The sequence below is a fragment of the Herbidospora solisilvae genome (assembly GCF_009901565.1).
In the GTDB taxonomy this organism is placed as follows: domain Bacteria; phylum Actinomycetota; class Actinomycetes; order Streptosporangiales; family Streptosporangiaceae; genus Herbidospora; species Herbidospora solisilvae.
In genome coordinates, this window is the sequence record NZ_WXEW01000002.1 from 113,733 (window position 1) to 131,224 (window position 17,492).

Annotated in this window: 16 protein-coding genes; 9 read left to right on the plus strand and 7 right to left on the minus strand. The window is 71.6% G+C overall.

Translation table 11 applies throughout. The annotated features are described in order from the left end of the window. Nucleotides 1-7 precede the first annotated feature (7 nt). The gene (gene ftsH, locus GT755_RS06290) at nucleotides 8-1,951 is read left to right on the plus strand and encodes an ATP-dependent zinc metalloprotease FtsH (RefSeq protein ID WP_328794206.1); all 1,944 of its coding nucleotides are present in this window, start codon (nucleotides 8-10) and stop codon (nucleotides 1,949-1,951) included. On the opposite strand, the gene GT755_RS40980 is transcribed toward ftsH, so the two are convergent. After that, nucleotides 1,921-2,754 carry a CPBP family glutamic-type intramembrane protease gene (locus GT755_RS40980; protein WP_161478790.1) on the minus strand — a complete coding sequence of 278 codons (834 nt, stop codon included), beginning with the start codon at nucleotides 2,752-2,754 and terminating at the stop codon, nucleotides 1,921-1,923. The genes ftsH and GT755_RS40980 overlap by 31 nt on opposite strands. Nucleotides 2,755-2,849: 95 nt before the next feature. Here GT755_RS40980 and GT755_RS06300 point away from each other — a divergent pair, with 95 nt between their 5' ends. The 3 genes from GT755_RS06300 (at nucleotide 2,850) to GT755_RS06310 (ending at nucleotide 6,935) form a co-directional block, all read left to right on the plus strand. Further along, complete coding sequence (locus GT755_RS06300) at nucleotides 2,850-4,340, plus strand: Fic family protein (protein WP_161478791.1); 1,491 nt, start codon at nucleotides 2,850-2,852, stop codon at nucleotides 4,338-4,340. A 64-nt stretch (nucleotides 4,341-4,404) separates the two neighbouring features. After that, nucleotides 4,405-6,309, plus strand: a complete 1,905-nt coding sequence (locus GT755_RS39250; protein WP_161478792.1) for a sensor histidine kinase — start codon at nucleotides 4,405-4,407, stop codon at nucleotides 6,307-6,309. Then, nucleotides 6,306-6,935: a response regulator gene (locus tag GT755_RS06310; protein WP_161478793.1), complete on the plus strand. Its 630-nt coding sequence runs from the start codon at nucleotides 6,306-6,308 to the stop codon at nucleotides 6,933-6,935. The genes GT755_RS39250 and GT755_RS06310 overlap by 4 nt, the downstream gene beginning before the upstream one ends. On the opposite strand, the gene GT755_RS06315 is transcribed toward GT755_RS06310, so the two are convergent. Next, nucleotides 6,936-8,066 (minus strand): methyltransferase domain-containing protein, encoded by a 1,131-nt coding sequence (locus tag GT755_RS06315; protein ID WP_161478794.1) that lies wholly within the window; start codon nucleotides 8,064-8,066, stop codon nucleotides 6,936-6,938. Nucleotides 8,067-8,179: 113 nt separating this feature from the next. Here GT755_RS06315 and GT755_RS06320 point away from each other — a divergent pair, with 113 nt between their 5' ends. Further along, the gene (locus GT755_RS06320; protein ID WP_161478795.1) at nucleotides 8,180-8,773 is read left to right on the plus strand and encodes a DUF937 domain-containing protein; all 594 of its coding nucleotides are present in this window, start codon (nucleotides 8,180-8,182) and stop codon (nucleotides 8,771-8,773) included. Here the strand turns inward: GT755_RS06320 and GT755_RS06325 are convergent. Further along, the gene (locus tag GT755_RS06325) at nucleotides 8,770-10,623 is read right to left on the minus strand and encodes a CASTOR/POLLUX-related putative ion channel (RefSeq protein WP_161478796.1); all 1,854 of its coding nucleotides are present in this window, start codon (nucleotides 10,621-10,623) and stop codon (nucleotides 8,770-8,772) included. The two genes, GT755_RS06320 and GT755_RS06325, sit on opposite strands and share 4 nt — an antisense overlap. Nucleotides 10,624-10,731: 108 nt before the next feature. Between GT755_RS06325 and GT755_RS06330 the strand changes: the two genes are divergently transcribed. Continuing rightward, entirely contained in the window at nucleotides 10,732-11,328 is a 597-nt protein-coding gene (locus GT755_RS06330) for a Maf family protein (protein WP_328794207.1), read from the plus strand. Between the two features lie 63 nt (nucleotides 11,329-11,391). Then, complete coding sequence (locus GT755_RS06335) at nucleotides 11,392-12,198, plus strand: EI24 domain-containing protein (RefSeq protein WP_161478797.1); 807 nt, start codon at nucleotides 11,392-11,394, stop codon at nucleotides 12,196-12,198. On the opposite strand, the gene GT755_RS38430 is transcribed toward GT755_RS06335, so the two are convergent. Then, nucleotides 12,145-12,918 (minus strand): DUF4326 domain-containing protein, encoded by a 774-nt coding sequence (locus GT755_RS38430; RefSeq protein WP_202609729.1) that lies wholly within the window; start codon nucleotides 12,916-12,918, stop codon nucleotides 12,145-12,147. The two genes, GT755_RS06335 and GT755_RS38430, sit on opposite strands and share 54 nt — an antisense overlap. A gap of 151 nt (nucleotides 12,919-13,069) precedes the next feature. Between GT755_RS38430 and GT755_RS06345 the strand changes: the two genes are divergently transcribed. Further along, on the plus strand, nucleotides 13,070-14,119 hold the full coding sequence (locus GT755_RS06345; protein WP_202609730.1) for a DUF4192 domain-containing protein: 1,050 nt from the start codon (nucleotides 13,070-13,072) through the stop codon (nucleotides 14,117-14,119). Nucleotides 14,120-14,151: 32 nt separating this feature from the next. Here the strand turns inward: GT755_RS06345 and GT755_RS06350 are convergent, their stop codons facing one another. Then, nucleotides 14,152-14,493: a hypothetical protein gene (locus GT755_RS06350; RefSeq protein ID WP_062334982.1), complete on the minus strand. Its 342-nt coding sequence runs from the start codon at nucleotides 14,491-14,493 to the stop codon at nucleotides 14,152-14,154. Between the two features lie 199 nt (nucleotides 14,494-14,692). On the opposite strand from GT755_RS06350, the gene GT755_RS06355 reads away from it, so the two are divergent. Continuing rightward, the gene (locus tag GT755_RS06355) at nucleotides 14,693-15,238 is read left to right on the plus strand and encodes a DUF1707 and DUF4870 domain-containing protein (RefSeq protein ID WP_328794208.1); all 546 of its coding nucleotides are present in this window, start codon (nucleotides 14,693-14,695) and stop codon (nucleotides 15,236-15,238) included. Nucleotides 15,239-15,363: 125 nt separating this feature from the next. On the opposite strand, the gene GT755_RS06360 is transcribed toward GT755_RS06355, so the two are convergent. Together GT755_RS06360 and GT755_RS06365 are read right to left on the minus strand one after the other, a co-directional pair. Further along, entirely contained in the window at nucleotides 15,364-16,884 is a 1,521-nt protein-coding gene (locus GT755_RS06360) for an ATP-dependent DNA ligase (RefSeq protein ID WP_161478799.1), read from the minus strand. Between the two features lie 82 nt (nucleotides 16,885-16,966). Continuing rightward, the gene (locus tag GT755_RS06365) at nucleotides 16,967-17,341 is read right to left on the minus strand and encodes an FKBP-type peptidyl-prolyl cis-trans isomerase (protein WP_030454703.1); all 375 of its coding nucleotides are present in this window, start codon (nucleotides 17,339-17,341) and stop codon (nucleotides 16,967-16,969) included. Nucleotides 17,342-17,492: the final 151 nt, after the last annotated feature.

Here is a 17,492-nt window from a genome sequence, read left to right on the forward strand (position 1 = left end):
AGCCGACGTGGGTGAGCCGCCGAACGACTTCCGGGAGGGCGACCGCGAACGCCCGGACAGCCGTCCCGAGAAGAGCGGGGACGAGGCGAAGCCCTGGCGGTCCGAAGGACTGCCCCCGCCCAAGCCGAACCGCCCGAAGATCAACTGGTGGCGGTTCGCGCTGACCATGGCGCTCACCTACGCGGCCTTCTTCATCGTCAGCTCGTTCTTCGACGGCGAGCCCCGGCAGACGATCTCCTACACCGAGTTCGCCCGGCAGGTGAACGGCGGGAACGTCAAGGACATCTACGCCACCGGCACGTCCATCCAGGGCAATTTGAAGAAGGCGCAGCCGATCCCCGGCGACAGGCAGAAGGACACCTTCACCAAGTTCGCGACGGTGATCCCGGTCTTCGCCGACCAGGAGCAGATCTACCAGCAGCTCACTCAGCAGAACGTGACCATCCAGGCCGAACCGACGGACGACCAGCGCGGCACCTTCTGGAACCTGGTCCTCTCCCTGCTGCCCATCCTGCTGCTCGCGGGCGTGTGGGTGTGGCTGATGCGGCGGGCCGGCAACATGATGGGCGGTGGGGGCGGCCTCGGCGGGATCGGCCGAAACCGCGCGGCCAAACCGGTGGAGAGCGGCAAGGTCCGGGTCGACTTCAGCGACGTCGCCGGCATCGACGAGGTCGAGAACGAGCTCATCGAGATCGTCGACTACCTGAAGGAGCCGGGCAAGTACCGCCGCCTGGGGGCCAAGTTGCCGAAGGGTGTGCTGCTGACCGGCCCGCCCGGCACCGGCAAGACCCTGCTCGCGCGTGCGGTCGCCGGAGAGGCCAGCGTGCCGTTCTTCTCGGCCAGCGCCTCGGAGTTCATCGAGATGATCGTCGGCGTCGGCGCCTCCCGCGTGCGGGAGCTGTTCGACGAGGCCAGGAAGGTCGCCCCGTCGATCGTCTTCATCGACGAGATCGACGCCATCGGCCGGACCCGGGGGGCCTCGACCATAGGGGGCCACGACGAGCGCGAGCAGACGCTCAACCAGGTGCTGACCGAGATGGACGGCTTCACCGGCAACGAGGGCGTCATCGTCATCGCCGCCACCAACCGTCCGGAGGTGCTCGACGCGGCGCTGCTGCGGCCGGGCCGCTTCGACCGCAACATCGTCGTCGCGCCCCCCGACCAGCAGGGCCGCATCGCGATCCTGCGAGTGCACACCCGCGGCGTGCCGCTGTCGCCCGCGGTGCAGATCCCGGCCATCGCCAAGAGCACACCCGGCATGACCGGCGCCGACCTCGCCAACCTCGTCAACGAGGCCGCGCTGCTGGCCGCCCGCCGCGGCCACACCGCCGTCAGCCCGGCCGACTTCGCCGACGCGCTCGAAAAGCTCCAGCTCGGTACGGCCCGCGCCATCGTGATGCCGGAGGAGGAACGCACCCGTACCGCCTACCACGAGGCGGGCCACGCCCTCCTCGGCATGCTGCTGCCGGGCGCCGACCCCGTGCGCAAGATCTCCATCATCCCCCGTGGCCGCGCCCTCGGCGTGACCCTGTCGACCCCCGAAGACGACAGGTACGCCTACGACGAGCGCTACCTCCGGGGCCGCATCACCGGCGCGCTGGGCGGCATGGCCGCCGAGCAGGTGGTGTTCGGCATCGTGACCACGGGCGCGGAGAACGACCTCGAACAGGTCACCTCGATCGCCCGCGGCATGGTCGGCCGCTGGGGGATGTCGCCGCTGATCGGCCCGCTGACCATCCTCCCGACCGAAGGCCCGCCGCAGGCCGCCTCGGCCACCCTGGCCTCCGTCGACGACGAGGCCCGGCGCATCGTCGACGAGTGCTACGCCGACGCCCAGCGCCTCATCTCCGACAACCGCCACCGGCTGGAGGGCATCGTCGCGGCCCTGCTCGACCAGGAGACCCTCGACGAGGCCGACGCCTACGCCGCCGCGGGGCTGACCCGCGACTGACGCCACCACCGGGTGGTCACCGCCACCGCCACGGCGAGCCCGGCGGTCGTCAGCACCCCGCCCTCGCCCAGCAGCCAGGGCGACTGCGGCTGCGTCATGGCCTGCCCGACGAAGTAGGTCGCGGCGTTGAAAGTGGCGTGCACGACCAGCACCGGCCAGATCGACCGGGTCGTGAGCCGCAACCAGACCAGCGGGAACGCCAGCACGATCGTCTGCACGGTGAACCAGAGCAGCGCGTAGGCCATCGGGACGCCCGGATCCACCGCCCCCGGGACGAACACCATCAGCGGCACGTGGAACAGCGCCCACGCGACCCCGACCACGACCGCGACGACGTCGGCGGAGTGCCGCTCCCCGAGCCGCGTGACGAGGAACGAACTCCACCCGAGCTGCTCACCCAGCGCCAGCACCAGATAGGGCACCAGCCCGGGAACGAGCCCGACCACGACCGTGAGCAGCGGCGGCAGCGGCAACCCGTGGGTGCCGAACGAGGCCAGCCCGGTGAGCCATCCCGTGCCGTAGGCGAGCCCGATCCCGATGACGGGGATCGCCCAGGCCGTCAGCAGCGTCCTCGGCGGGACCCGGACGAACCCCCACGGAAACCCGCGCCCCCGGAAGGCGACGGCGGCGGCGATCGCCGGCGCGAACGCCTGCCCGTAGAGCGCGAGCTGTACGGGAACCGGCGCCTCCCCGATGTGGTCGAGGTCGACCCCCTGGGAGACGGCGTAGGCGATGGCGGGGAGCACGAGAACGGGCAGGACGAGGGCGAACGTGGAGAGTTGCCGGGATGTGTCGGTCTTCACGGGTCCAAGCAGACGCGGCCGCCGGTCCCGACCGCCTGAACGCAGGGTCCCGTCGAAGTCCCGGAGAGTCGCCGGGATCTCTCTAAACTGGCGCGATGGACGGTGAGCGGATTCCCTGGAAGCGGATCGAGGCGCTGATGCCGGTCAACGGTGAGATCGCCACCCGGCTGGCCGCCGTGGACGCACTCCAGGCCGCCTGGAAAGACGTGCAGGCTCAGGCGGCACCGGCAGAGGTGGAGGCCTCCCTCAAGCGCCGCCTGCGCAGACACGCCATCGAAACCGGCATCATCGAACGTCTGTACGACGTGAGCTGGGGCGTCACCGAGGCGCTGGTGGCCGAAGGGCTGACGACCGAGGTGGCCTTGGCCGAGGGAGAAATCACTGTCTCCACCCTGGACATCATCAGAGATCAGTTCGAGGCCCTCGCCTACCTGGTCGACTGGGTGAGAGACGGCCACGACCTCTCCATCAGCTTCATCAGGGGCCTGCACGGGATCATCGTCCAGCACCAGCACACCTATGAGGCGAGAGACCAGTTCGGCCGGCCGGTCCTGCTCCCGCTGAAGGCGGGCGTGTGGAAGGAACTGGACAACCAGATCACCCGCTCCGACGGCACCGTCCTCGAGTGCACCCCGCCGCTCTTCGTCGAAGAGGAGATGGAGCGGCTGGTGGAGATGTGGAAGGGGACGTCCGGGCAACACCCCGTGATCCGGGCGGCCTGGCTCCATCACCGGTTCATCCAGATCCACCCCTTCGCGGACGGCAACGGCCGGGTGGCCAGGGCGCTGACACTGCTCTCGCTCCAGCGCGGCCACTACGCCCCCATCACCGTCGACCGGCTCCAGCGAGGGGAGTACATCGCCGCCCTGGATGAGGCGAACGCCGGAGACCTGCGTCCGTTGGTGCGATTCTTCGCCCGGCTGGAGGAAAGGGCGCTCCGCGCCGAGATACAGGCCCCTCTTTCGCCGGTTCCCCAGGCCAGCGGCGCCCTCGCGGTCGCCAAGGCGTACGCCACCCGGCTGCGCGCCAGGGAAGTGGGCGAGCTGAAGACGAAGGCCGATCGCAGCGCCCGGCTGGCCGGGGCGGTGCACGCGCACCTGGTGCGCTACTTCGAGCCGTTCAGCATCGACCTCGGGAACGTGTTCAGGGAGTTCGACCCACGTTCGGTGACCTCGGTCGACCACGCGGCTCCTCCGGATGCCAAGTCGGGGTACTGGCACGGCCAGCTTGTGCACGCCGCCAACCTCGCCGACTTCTACACGAACCTGGCCGACGGATCATGGTGGGTCCGGCTGCACCTGCGGGTCAGGGGAAGCCTGTTGCGGTTCATCGCAGCGGTGCAGAAGGTGGGGCAGGGAGAGACCGGCGTGCTCGCGGTGACGGTCTACGGCGAGGTCCTCAGCGCTTCGTCCACCGCCGGAGAACGTCAGGAGCTGCTGTTCCGGATCTTCGAGCACGCCAACACGCCCGACAGCGCCACCCTCGTCTACACCGATGACGTCGAGGAACGATGGCCGGAAATTCAGCAACTCGTCGACGACGCGCTGGCCGACGCGATCGGCCGGTTCTCGACGCATCTGGCGTAGGGTCCCGGACTTCCGGGACTCCAGTCCCATTCCATGACCTGCGAATATCCCCGACAATTGCCGCATGCCGACCGTCCGATGGCCCTGGATCGTGCCCGTGCTCTGCGCGGTCGCCGTCGTCGTCGGTGTCGTCCTGACCGCGGGCGTCGCGCACGCCGACACCGACTACCTCGTCCTGGACGCCATCGTCGGCCTCACCTACCCCCTGACCGGCGCCCTCATCGTCACCGCCCGCCCCCGTCACCCGGTCGGCTGGCTCTTCTGCCTCGGCGGGGCGGGGCTCGCCCTCCAGGCGCTGACCGGGGGCTACGCCGCCTTCGGCGAGGCGCACGGCTGGCCAGGGACCCTCGCCGCGGGCTGGTTCGCGAACTGGGTGTTCCTGACCGGGTTCGGGTCGTTGCTGCTGCTGCCGCTCTACCTGCCCGACGGCCGGCTCCCGTCGAGCCGCTGGAGGCTCCCGGCCGGCCTCATGATCGCCGCGCTGGCGGGGCTGCACGTCGTGCTCATGCTGCGCGACCACATCTGGGTCTGGGGCGTCGAGCGCCCGAGCCCCGTCGGCCTCATCGCGACCGACCCCTACGTCAGCACCGCCTTCGCCGTCGTCGTGACGGTGCTGGGCGTCGGCGGCGCGGCGGCGCTGGCCACCCGGCTGCGGCGGGACCTGCGGCGGCTGCTGCCCGTCTTCGCGGCCGTGGTGACGCTCGCGGCGGCGGTGGTCGCCGACGCGCTGCTGGCCGCCGAGCCGCAGATCGGGGTGGCGCTGCTGGCCGTGGCGCTGCCGCTCGTGCCCGTCGCCACGGCCGTGTCGATCTTCCGCTACCGGTTGTTCGACATCGAGGTCCTGCTGCGCCGGACCGTCGTCTACACGCTCCTCACGGGCCTGCTGCTGGCCGTCTACCTCGGGGTCGTCGCCACCGCGCACGCGCTCGTGGCCTCGACCGAGACCCTCGTCGCGACCGCCGTGGTCGCGGTCGCGTTCGCGCCGCTGCGGGCCGCGTTGCAGAAGGCGGTGGGCCGGTGGTTGTTCGGCAACCGCGGCGACCCGGTCACCGCGCTCAACCAGCTGGGTGTACGCCTTGAGGCCGCCGCCGACCCCACCCGCCTCCTGGACGACGCGGCCGAGACGGTCGCCTCGACCCTGCGGTTGCCGTGGGTGGCGGTGGTGTCGGCCGACGGGGTGACCGTGTCCGAGACCGGCCGGAGGGTGGGCGGAGCCGTACAGCTCCCTCTGACGGCGAGCGGGCACCACGAGGGCGAACTGAGAGCGGCCCCGCGCTCGCCGGGGGAGCCGCTGTCCCGGGCCGACCTGGCCGTGCTCACCGACCTGGCCCGGCACCTGGCGGTCGCGCTGGCGGCGGCCCGGCTGGCGCGCGAAGTGCGCGAGTCACGCGCCGACCTGGTCAGGGCCCGCGAGGAGGAGCGCCGCCGCCTGCGCCGCGACCTGCACGACGGCCTCGGCCCCGGGCTGGCCGCGATCGGCATCGGCCTCTACCTGATCGAGGCGGCGAGCCCCGGCGAGGAGGTCCGGAACGTGCGCGAGCTGACCCAGACGCTGGTCGCGGATGTCCGGCGGATCGTCCAGGGACTGCGTCCCCCGGCTCTGGACGAACTCGGGCTGGCCGGCGCCCTGGAGGACCTGGCGCTGGACGCGATCGGTCCCGAGGTCACCGTCACCGTGTCCGAGCTGCCGGAACTGTCGGCGGCGGTGGAGGTGGCGGCCTACCGGATCGTCCAGGAGGCGCTGGCGAACGCGCTGAAGCACGCGGGGGCGGGCCGCATCGACATCAGCGCGACCGCCGAGGGCGGAGAATTGACGGTGACCGTCACCGACGACGGCTGCGGCCTGCCCGATTTCCTCGTCGAGGGAGTCGGCAGCGGCAGCATGCGCGACCGGGCGGCCGAACTCGGCGGAACCCTGAGCCGGACCTCGACGAACGGCACGACAGTGAAGGCGGTGCTCCCGCTGTGAAAGTACTCCTCGCCGACGACCACCCCCTCCTCAGACACGGCCTGCGCGCCCTGCTGGAGCAGGTGGGCGGCGCCGAGGTGGTCGGCGAGGCCTCCGACGGCGAGGAGGCCGTCGCGCTGGCCCTGTCCCTGAACCCCGACGTCGTCGTCATGGACCTGGTCATGCCCGGTGTGGGCGGTCTGGAGGCCACGCGGCGCCTCGTCGACCAGCGCCCCGAGATGGGCATCCTGGTGCTGACCATGTCCGAGGACGACGCCTCGGTCTTCGCCGCGCTCCGCGCCGGCGCCCGGGGTTATGTGCTGAAGGGGACGGCCGGCGAGGACTTCCTCTCCGCCGTCGCCGCGGTCGCCAGGGGTGAGGCCGTCTACGGCCCCGGCGTGGCCCGGCGCATCCGCCGTTTCCTGACGACCGGCCCCGGCACCGGCCCCTTCCCCGAGCTGACGCAGCGGGAGCGCGAGATCCTCGACCTGCTGGCCAACGGCAAGACCAACGCCGAGATCGCCAGGGCGCTGTTCCTCAGCCTCAAGACCGTGAAGAACCACCTGACGAGCGTCTTCGCCAAGCTCCAGGTCGCCGATCGCGCCCAGGCGGTGGTCAGGGCCAGGCAGGCCGGCCTCGGTTCGTGATCACCCGATGGAGGCCGACCAGCGTCCGCGCCTCAGGTGGATCGTGCCGTCGGGGGAGACCGTGACCTCGGCTCCGTAGAGCGGCAGCGCGCCGTGCTGGAGCCAGTGGTCCCGCACGCGGTCGAGCTCCTCCCACAGGCGCCGCGGCCCGCCCTGGTGCACCGTCGCCGGCTGCCCGCCGGCCGACTCGGCGCGGGCCCACGACCCGTCGTCGTGCACCATGAGGGCCGTGCGGACGCCGTCCTCCTCGGTGTGGACGTGCTCGATGCCCGGCACGTTCACCTCCAGCATGCTGCGGATCTCCCACGCGTCCAGCAGGTTCAGGATCGGGAAGCGGGCGGTCGTCACATTGTCGCCCTCGGCCACGCGGGCCGCCGCCACCTGCGCGGCCAGGCGGGGCGGGTAGTCGGTGCCGGTGCGTGTGGTCATGAACATCGCCCAGTCGCGCTCGACCACGCCGGTCGCGCCGCCGTCGGGCGTCTTGACGCCGGTGACGATGAGGCTGGTGTCGGTGATCGTGGTCGCGAACCGGCCGCCGGTCGGCAGCGCCGCCAGCCACGCCGCCGGGATCGGCCGGACCGCGACGGTGGCGACGATCCGGTCGTACTCCCCGGGCAGCGGCGTGGTGGCGTCGGCGTTCACCATCCCCGGCCGGTGGCCCAGCTCGGCGAGGCGCTCCGCCGCCACCTCCACCAGGCGGCGTTCGACGTCGATCGTGGTGACCCGGTCGTCGCCGAGCAGCCGGCAGAGCAGCGCGGTGCCGTAGCCGCTGCCCGTGCCGACGTCGAGCACCCGGTCGCCGGTCCCGATGCGGGCGTGCCGGAACATGTTCAGGACCAGCCCCGGCAGGGTCGACGACGACGTGGGGCGGCCGGATGCCGTCTGCCCTTCGGCGGCGTCGTCGGCGTGCAGCTTCCCGATCCGGGTGACCAGGGTCTGGTCGGCGTAGGTGTGCCGGAGCCAGTTCTCTTCGTCGGACGACCCCCGGCAGGCCGTCCACCCGTCGGCGCCCGGCCGCCACCAGGCGGGGACCAGCAGGTGGCGCGGCGTCTTGGCGACCGCCTCGCGCCAGCGGGAACCGGGATGGGTCACCTGGTCGGCGAGACGGTGTGCGTGCTGACGCCAGTCCATGGATCCATCTTCTCGCGCGGCGGAAGCGGTGATTTGGTGCAAAGCAGGCATTACCCGTAAATCGGGCGGGGCAGATCACTCGCGGAACACTTCGAAACGGGGGAGAACCGACCGTGAGTCAGTCGAGTCAGTCGATGCACGAAGAGATCATCTCCAAGCTGGGCCCGCAGGGGATCCAGCAGATGGCGTCCCTGCTGGGGACCGACGCCGAGTCCGCCAAGCCGGCCATCCAGGCCTGTCTGGCCACCGTCATCTGCGGCATGGCCCGCAACTGCGGCGAACCCAAGGGGGCCCAGTCGCTGCGTGCCGCCATGGACGACCACTCGGCCGCCGAGCCCTTCCGGGACATCGCCGCCCTGGCGAACGACCAGGACGGCCAGCGCATCCTGGCCCACGTCCTCGGGGTTCCCGGCAGCCGTCAGGCCGCCGAGGGCATCGCCCAGTTCATGGGCATGAACTCGGGCGCCGTCACGAAGATGATGGCCATGGTCGCGCCGATGGCGATGGCCATGATGGCCCAGCGGATCGACGCCAACCACATGGACGCCACAGCGATGGCCCGTGAGCTCCGCCGCCAGGAGTCGGCGATGAGCACGAGCAGCTTCGGCGACATGCTCAGCGGTGTCCTCGGCAAGATCTTCGGCGGCGCTCAGGCGCAGGGTGGTGCCAAGCCGAAGAGCAAGCCGCAGCGGGGCCAGCGCGTCTAACGCTCCGCCAGCACTATCACCTTGTCACCGGCCTCGAACACGAGCTCGGCCGACTTGGCAGGGTTGAGCACGACGCCGAAATGGGGGGCCTCGCCGACGCGGGCCGCCCGCCGGTAGCCGATGGCCGTCTCGCCCCTGCGGCGGGCCGACTCGATCACCGTCGCGAACGTGACGGGACGGCCCTCGGTGACGTAGTCGCTCGCCGGCCGCGGATAGATCTCCGAGCCGCGCGAGTCGAAGAGGTAGCCGAACACCTCCGACAGGTGCCGGTTCTCGGCCAGCTGCGCGAGCAGCAGGCCGATGACGGTGTCGCTGATGACGATGTCGTCGGCCTCGGTCACCTCGGCGAGCGCGCGGTTGTTCTCGTCGTGCATCTCGCTGACGATCGAGTACCGCTCGTGCATGACGGTCTGCATGTCGCGCAGTTGCAGCAGCGACATCAGCGTGCGCGTGTCGGCGTGGTGGGGTTCGAAGCGGTCGTCCGACAGGACGATGACGTGCTGGTAGAGGCCGACGCTGAGCGATTCGAGGGCGTAGCGGTCGGTGGTCTCGCACTCCTTCACGTTCAGCGTGAGGTTGCGCAGCCCGCCCAGGCCGGCGCCCGCGTCGGGATGCCCCGCCGCCACGTCGAGCACCGACCCCGGTGCGACATAGCCGTCGAGGTAACGCACGATCGTGCCCGCGCGGCCGTTCCATCCGAGCACCAGTGTGCGCTCGGGTTCCAGCCTGGTACGGCCCGCGCGCACGATCGCCGTCTCGTCGACGGCGGCCGGTCGCGCCGCGAGGTCGATGGTGGAGTCGTCCTGGGCGATGACGATGACGTCGTCGCCTTCGGCGATGACCGTCTCGGTGGACGGGTTGAGCTCGACGCCCGTCGCCCGCCTCAGGCCGATGAGGGTGGCGTTCTCGAACGCGCTGAGCGCCTGGCCGTAGGTCCGGCCCGTGAGCGAGGGCACCCGGCGCAGGTAGATCTCGCCGTCGTCGAAGTTGAGCAGGTCCATGCAGACCACCGACATGCCCGACTGGCGCGACGACTGCACGATGAGCCGCGCGGCCGTGTCGTCGGAGTCGACCAGGTGCACGCCCGGCCCGCCCGCCAGCCGCGCGGCGGCCATGTTCCCCGAGTGGGCGATGGCGGCGACGACCGGCGGATGGTCGCCCCGGCGCTTGGCCAGCGCGAGGAGGGTCTTGATGACGTGGGCGTCGGGGTCCTCCCCCGAGGGGGACAGCACGACGATCGACCGGGCCGCCCCGAGGTTCATCAGGTCGAGGTCGGCCGACTCGGTCGGGCGGCCGGTCCGGCAGACGACGCGGACGCGGCCGGTGTCGGGGATGCGGTCGCGGAGGTCGTCCTCCATCGAGACCTTGTCCTTGTCGGCCAGGATCGCGATGACCGACTTCTGCTCCCGGGCCTTCACGAGCTCGGCGACGATCGTGAAGACCTGGTCGGACCAGCCCAGGATGACGGTGTGCTGCGACTCGATGATCCGCGACCGGCCCTTGCGCAGGTCTTCGACCTTGGTCTTGAGCCCGGCCGAGAGCAGGCCGACGAACAGCGAGACGAAGAACAACCCGCCGAGCGAGGCGGTCAGCATGATGGCCAGATAGGGCGCGGTGCCCTGGTCGGAGGCGATCTTCCCGGGGCTGAGCGTGCGCATCAGCGAGGCCCAGAGCGCACCCGGCACCCCGTTCTCGATCTCGCCCGGCGTCAGCCAGACGGCCAGCATCGCGGCCGCGACGATCAGCGCGGCGCAGAACGCGGCCAGCCAGCCGATCAGCGCCCCGGTGCCCCGCGACATGGTGTTGTCGAACCAGTACCGTGCCTTCTCGCGCACACTCGCCTTCGCCACGTGGCCTCCCCGCCGCCGATCAACCCGGACAAGGTACTCCTCATGACCATCAGCCCGCATATCGGTTGACAAACGTTGAAAACGACTTCGGGACTAAGGTGGGCTGACGTGACCGAGCTCATTCTCGCCTCCGCCTCCCCGGCCCGCCTCGGCGTTCTGCGCGCCGCCGGGCTGGAGCCCAAAGTCATCGTCAGCGGCGTGGATGAGTCGGCGATCACCGCCCCGACCCCGTCCGACCTCGCCCTCGTCCTGGCGAAAGCCAAGGCCAGAGCGGTCGCCGACACGGTTTCCGGCCCGGCCTTGGTGATCGGCTGCGACTCCGTGCTGGAGCTCGACGGGGTGGCCTACGGGAAACCCGCGTCGACCGGCGAGGCTACGGAACGGTGGCTCTCCATGCGAGGCCGAACCGGCCGCCTGCTGACCGGCCACAGCGTGATCGACGTGACCTCGGGCCGCGAGGCGGCCGAGACCTGCGCGACGACCGTACGCTTCGGCACCCCGTCCGAGGCGGAGATCGCGGCCTACGTGTCCAGCGGCGAACCCCTGCGGGTCGCGGGGGCCTTCACGCTCGACGGGCTGGGCGGCTGGTTCGTCGAGGGCATCGAGGGAGATCACGGCAACGTGCTGGGCATCTCACTCCCGCTCGTCCGCCGCCTGCTGGCCGAACTGGGCGTCGAGGTCACCTCGTTGTGGACGCGGGCCTAGCCCGGCGCAACCGTACAAGTCGGTAGATCGCGGTCAGGGCGTGGATTCGCTAGCCTCGCCCTCATGGTCGGTGGTGGGCCGGTGCGCAGGCAGGCCGGTGGGTTCTTCGATGGTGTCGGCTGCTATCTGCGGGGGATCGGGTGGATGGCCCGGCATCCCCGCTGGTGGTTGTTCGGGCTGATCCCGGCGTTGATCGCGTTCGCGGTCTTCGCGGGGTTGCTCGTGCTGCTGGCCGTCAACGCCGCCGACGTCGCGGCCTGGATGACGCCGTTCGCCGACGACTGGGGATGGCGTGACCTCTTCCGCACCCTCGTCGGGGTCCTGCTCGTCATCGTCGGGGCCGTGTTGTCGATCGTGTTGTTCACGGCGGCCTCGCTGGCGATCGGGGAGCCGTTCTACGAGAAGATCTCCGAGCAGGTCGAGGAGAGCCTCGGCGGGCCCGTCCACCACGACGACACGCCGCTCGTGCTCGGGATCCTGCGGTCGGTCAAAGACAGCCTGATCACCCTCTGCTACGTGCTGATGTTCACGCTCCCGCTGTTCGTGCTGGGGTTCGTGCCGGTCGTCGGGCAGACCGTCGTGCCGGTGATCGGGGCGCTCGTGTCGGGATACTTCCTGACCGTCGAGCTCACCGCGCTCGCCATGGAGCGCCGCGGGGTGCGGCGGAAGTACCGGTTCGCCGTGGTCAAGGCGAACCGGGCCATGTCGCTCGGGTTCGGCACCGCCGTCTTCGTGACGTTCCTCGTGCCGTTCCTCGCGATCGCGGCGATGCCGTGCGCGGTGGCGGGGGCGGCGATGATGGTGCGCGACCGGATGCTAGTTCAGGGGCCGGGGCAGCCGGCCTTCCAGCCGCCGCCGCGCGGCCTGTAGTTCCGCGATCCCCTCGTCGATCAGGCCGATCCACCTGCGGATCGCCTCGGGGGTGGGCTCGCCGTCGAGCTGGCCCATCAGGTCGCGGACGGCCGTCAGGCGCGGTTCCGGCGTGCGGCCCAGGTTGGCCATCAGGCCGGCGGTGGCGATCTGGCGGTTGGCGTGGTGGCGGGTGAAGCCCCAGCGCTGCCGGCAGTAGTCGTCGAACCCGGCGTAGGTGGCGCGGTAGAGCCGCAGGTCGCGGATGCGGGTCAGCGCCTGGCCGACCCGGCCGAGCCCGCCGACCCCGGCCGCCTCGATCTCGGCCTCGGCCTCGGCCAGCGCGGCCCGTTCGGACGGGGAGAGCGACGGCCTGGCCACCACGCCCCCGGCGAGCCGTTTGAGCACCTGGCCGTGGCACGGGCCGGGGACGCACCAGCACCCGAGGGCCTTGCCGCGCAGTTCGGGGACGCGCGCCAGCAGTTCGGGCCGCCCGGTCAGGTAGGACTCGAAGCGCCGCAGCTGCTCGCCGCGCAGCACGTCGTCCTTCTCGTGGGGGTTGGCCCACTCGCTGCGGGTGTCGATGCGGACGTACAGACCGGCGGTTCTCGCCCACGCGATCAAGTTCGGATGCCCGCGGCGGCGGTTCATGCTGACGATGACCGTCTCCCCGGCCAGCAGGCTCTCCAGCCGGGCCCGCTCGTGGCCGGACCATCCCTCGGTGACCGGAACATCTCGCATGCCCGTCAACGCTGCTCCCCTCGACGCACAACCGTCCCATGCCGCGCGGTTCCTTTTGCGGTTTCCAGAGCTATGCCCACAGCGAACACGGTTTTCCACAGCCGGATCCATGTCCGTTTCCCGCACCCGGCACGCCGCCACGATTGTCCCCATGCCCATCGCCCACCGGCTCCGCCTGTCGTCCCCGGCCGACATCCTGGCGGCCATCCCCTACCTGCTCGGCTTCCACCCCGCCGACAGTCTCGTCGTCATCGGCCTCGAACACGCCGCCGTCCGCGTCGCGACCCGCTGGGACCTGCCGCTGCTCCCCGGCGCCCTCGACGACCTGCGGCCGCTGCTCGCCCGGGAGAAGGCCGACGCGACCGTGCTCGCCGCCTTCGGCGAGGCGGCCCTGACCGCGCCCGCCCTCGACGACGCCGTGCGTCTCCTGGCGGCGGCCGGCATCGCCGTCCACGATGCGTTACGCGCGCATGAGGGCCGCTACTGGTCCCGCCTGCATCCATGTCCGCCGGGCGGGATCCGTTACGACGCCGCCTCCCATCCCGTCGCGGCCGAGGCGGTGGTGCGCGGCATGGTCGCGCTGCCCGACCGCGCCGCACTGGAGCACACGGTCGCGCCCGTGACCGGCGCCGCCCGCGCGGCGATGGACCGCGCGACCGAGCAGGCCGAGCGTGAGGTGTGGGGCTGGGTGGAGAAGGCCGACCCGGCCGCCTACCTGGCCGACGGCATTCGCCGCGTGCGGTCGGCGGTCGAGTGTCACGAACGCGGCGGGAGGTTGTCCGACGACGACGCCGCGCGGCTCGGCCTGGCGTTGTGGCTGATCCGGGTCCGCGACGAGGCCTGGACCCTCATCGACGACCACCCCGCCCACGTGACGTTGTGGCGCGACCTGACCCGCCGGTTGTCACCCGGCCTGGTCACCCCGGCGGCGTCGCTGCTGGCGGCCGCGGCCTGGCGGACGGGCGACTGCGCCCTCGCCACGATGGCGCTCGACCGGGCGCTGGCGGCCGAACCGCGCTACACGATGGCGCTCATCCTCACCGAGGCCATCGCCCGCCTGCTGACCCCCGACGACGTCGGCGAACGCATGCCGACACCGGAACAACTCGATCGTGAGATGGGACCGCCGCTGATGAGCTGGTTCACCCCGCTGCTGCGGAGGATCGCCGACTCCGGCACGGCGCATGCGACAGGGAGATGACGCGCCGCCTCAGGGAACGGCGAAGGGCCGGTTCAGACTCCGTCGGCCTGGCGGCGGCGTTCGTTGTAGGCCCTCATCCGGGCCGGATAGCCGGTGAGCTGCACGTCGTAGACGGGCAGCCGCAGGTCGCGGGCGACCTTCTTGATGACGGCGGGGGAGCCCACGCGGCGGCGGGTCCATTCGCCGTCGTGGGCGACCGCGACGGCGGTGGTGTCGGTGGCGAAGGTTTCCGGTTCGACGTAGAACTCCACGCCGATGCGGGACTTGGCGAACTCGATCAGTGACTCGATGTCCTGATCGGTGGCCTCCCGGTCGAAACGCTGCACTTTCGGACCCCGGTTACGCCGTAGTCCGTAGCGGTCACGCCATCTCATACCCCTTGTATACCGTCCGATCGGGCGGAGCGCGTCCCTCTGGGAGATCTCCGGGGCGCGTCGGGGTCATCCCCGATTCTTCGGTGTGACGGTGTCGGCCAGGATGGGAAGAGGCAGACTCGAAAAGACACGTTTCTTCGCAGAAGGGCAGGGTTTCATGGCGACGTCGTTCTCACCCGCAGCGCCGGGGCGCGGACCCGTGCCACCCGCCCATCTCCGCGTCGGCGACGCCGACCGCGAGCAGGTCGTCGAACACGTCAAGCTGGCCTACGCCGAGGGGCGACTCGACAAGGACGAGATGGACCTGCGGCTCGACCACGCCATGACCGCGCAGACCCACGCGGACCTGGCGCCGGTCATGGCCGACCTCTACAACCGCGTGCCCACGCTGACGGCCTACCCGAAGCCCCACGACGAACCGGCCCGCGCCGCCGACGGCACCGACCGCGTGGCGGGCGCCGCCGCCCACCTCATCACCCTGACCGGCCTGTTCGTCGTCGGCCCGCTCATCATGCTGCTGACCGCCGGCCGCACCTCGCCCTACGTCCGGCGGCACGCCATGGAGGCCCTCAACTTCCACCTGACGGTCTTCGGCGCCACCATCCTGCTGCCGTTCACGATCGTGGGCGTCGTCCTGGTGCCGATCTGCTGGGTCCTCGGCATCGTGTTGTCCATCGTCGGCGGCGTCTCGGCCCTGGCCGACGGCGACTTCCGCTACCCGCTGACGGTCCGGCTCATCAAGTAAGAGCTGCTGCTCCGTTACGGCTCCGCCCACCCCGGCACCCCCGCCGCCTCCGCCCCGCGCCGCACGAGACGCCACCCGGCCGCGCCCGCACCGCGCCGCGACGAGCAGGTGCCGCGACGGGCGGGTCAGGCGGGAGGCAGCAGCGCGCGGACCGCTGAGACCGTGTCGGCGTCCTCCGCGCGCTTGTCGGGCCGGTAGCGCAGCACCCGGGCGAACCGCAGCGCCATGCCCCCCTCGTAACGCGTCGACCGCTGCACCCCGTCGAAGGCGATCTCGACGACCTGTTCCGGCTTGAGCGGGACCGTCCACTCCGTGGTGGGCCCGTCGGCGAGTTCGAGGAAACGTTCGGTCTGCCACGCGAGCAGTTCGTCGGTCAGGCCCTTGAAGGTCTTGCCGAGCATCACGAACCCGCCCGTCTCCGGGTCGTAGGCCCCCAGGTGCAGGTTCGACAACTTCCCCTCGCGCCGCCCGTGACCCCACTCGGCCGCCAGCACGACCAGGTCGAGGGTGTGCCGGGGCTTGACCTTGATCCAGCCCGCCCCGCGCCGCCCCGCCGCGTAGGCCGTCGCCGGGGCCTTGACCACCACGCCCTCGTGGCCCTTGCGGACCGCCTCGGCGAAGAACTCCTCGCCCTCCTCGGCGTCGCCGGTGACCAGCCGGGGCGTGATCAGCGACGCCGGGACGGCGGCCGTCAGGGCGGCGTGGCGCTCGGCGTCGGGCAGGTCGAGCAGGTCGGCCCCGTCGACGCGCAGGGCGTCGAAGAAGAAGACGCTCAGGGGCACCTCGCGCGGCCCGACCTTGGTCGCCACCCGGCTGGCGGTCACCTGGAAGGGCAGCGGGGTGGCGTCGTCGCGCAGGGCGATGACCTCGCCGTCGAGCACGATGTCGGTCGCCGTGAGGCCGCGGACCGCCTCGACCAGTTCGGGCACCTGCTCGGTGATGTCGTCGAGGGTGCGGGTGAACACGCGCACCTCGTCGCCCGACCGGTGGGCCTGGACCCGGATCCCGTCGAGCTTCCACTCGATCGCCGCCGGGCCGCCGATCTTCTCCAGGGCCGCCGTCACGGTGGGGGCGCTCTGGGCCAGCATGGGGGCGACCGGGCGGCCGACCTCCAGGTGGAAGTCGCGCAGCGCCGTCACGCCCCCGGCCAGCGCGGCCGCCCCGACGGCGGGCAACCAGCCGCGGAGCATGAGCGCGCGGCGCACCTCGGCCGAGGGGACGTCGGCGGCCTTGGCGATGGCCTCGATCATGACGCCGTCGAGTGCGCCCTGGCGGAGCTCGCCCGTCAGCAGGCGGCTCAGGAAGGTCTGTTCCTGGCGGGTCGCGGCGCCGAACAACTCGCTGACGAGGGCACGCCGGGCGGCCTGCGAGCCGGGGCCCGACTGGGCCTTGATGCGTTCGAGGAAGGCGTCGATCTGGGTGAGGGTGGCGGTCGCGGCCAGGCGCGGTTCGGGGAGGTCCTGGAGGGAGCGCCAGCCGACGCCGATCTGGCGCTGGGGCAGCTCGCCCGACAGGTAGGCGATGGCGATCTCAGCCTCTTCCGGGCCCACCCGGGCGAGCAGTTCGGCCAGGTGGCGGATCTTCGCCAGCCGGGCCGAGTCGGCCGCGACGGCGGCGGAGGTCCTGGCAAGATCGATCAGCAACACACCGTAATCCTGCCGCACCGGCCCCGCCGACGCCACGGCCCGGTGCCCTCGCGGGGACCGGGCCGTGACGAACGGGCGAACGTCAGCTCACGCCGAGCAGGTCGACGACGAAGATCAGGGTCTCTCCGGGCTTGATGGCCCGGCCGGCGCCCCGGTTGCCGTAACCCAGGTGCGGCGGGATGGTGAGGCGGCGGCGTCCGCCCACCTTCATGCCGGCCACGCCCTGGTCCCAGCCGGCGATGACCCGGCCGCCGCCGAGGGGGAACTGGAAGGTGTCGCCGCGGTTCCACGAGGCGTCGAACTCCTCGCCGGTGGAGAAGGCGACGCCGACGTAGTGCACGCTCACGGTGTGCCCCGGCTTGGCCTCAGGACCGTCGCCGACGACCAGGTCGACGATCTCCAGGTCGGCGGGCGCCTGGCCCTCCGGAAAGTCGATCTCGGGCTTCTCGAGTGCCACGTGGGTCTCCTTGGTTCAAGGCGCGCCGTTCGGTTCGCCCGGACACGCCGGCCGGAGTGACGCGCCGCCCCCGACCGGCCGCCGACCGCTCTGCGGGCCGGACCGCACGACTCTACCGGCACCCCCGAGCGCCCCGCCGGGCGTGTCGCCC

What these genes read in the sequence shown, in the direction of transcription:
- GT755_RS06315 (WP_161478794.1), bottom strand. Translation starts at nt 8,066, where the DNA reads ATGGACTGGCGTCAGCACGCACACCGTCTCGCCGACCAGGTGACCCAT.
- GT755_RS06345 (WP_202609730.1), top strand. Translation starts at nt 13,070, where the DNA reads ATGCCCATCGCCCACCGGCTCCGCCTGTCGTCCCCGGCCGACATCCTG.
- GT755_RS06335 (WP_161478797.1), top strand. Translation starts at nt 11,392, where the DNA reads ATGGTCGGTGGTGGGCCGGTGCGCAGGCAGGCCGGTGGGTTCTTCGAT.
- GT755_RS38430 (WP_202609729.1), bottom strand. Translation starts at nt 12,918, where the DNA reads ATGCGAGATGTTCCGGTCACCGAGGGATGGTCCGGCCACGAGCGGGCC.
- GT755_RS06350 (WP_062334982.1), bottom strand. Translation starts at nt 14,493, where the DNA reads ATGAGATGGCGTGACCGCTACGGACTACGGCGTAACCGGGGTCCGAAA.
- GT755_RS06300 (WP_161478791.1), top strand. Translation starts at nt 2,850, where the DNA reads ATGGACGGTGAGCGGATTCCCTGGAAGCGGATCGAGGCGCTGATGCCG.
- GT755_RS39250 (WP_161478792.1), top strand. Translation starts at nt 4,405, where the DNA reads ATGCCGACCGTCCGATGGCCCTGGATCGTGCCCGTGCTCTGCGCGGTC.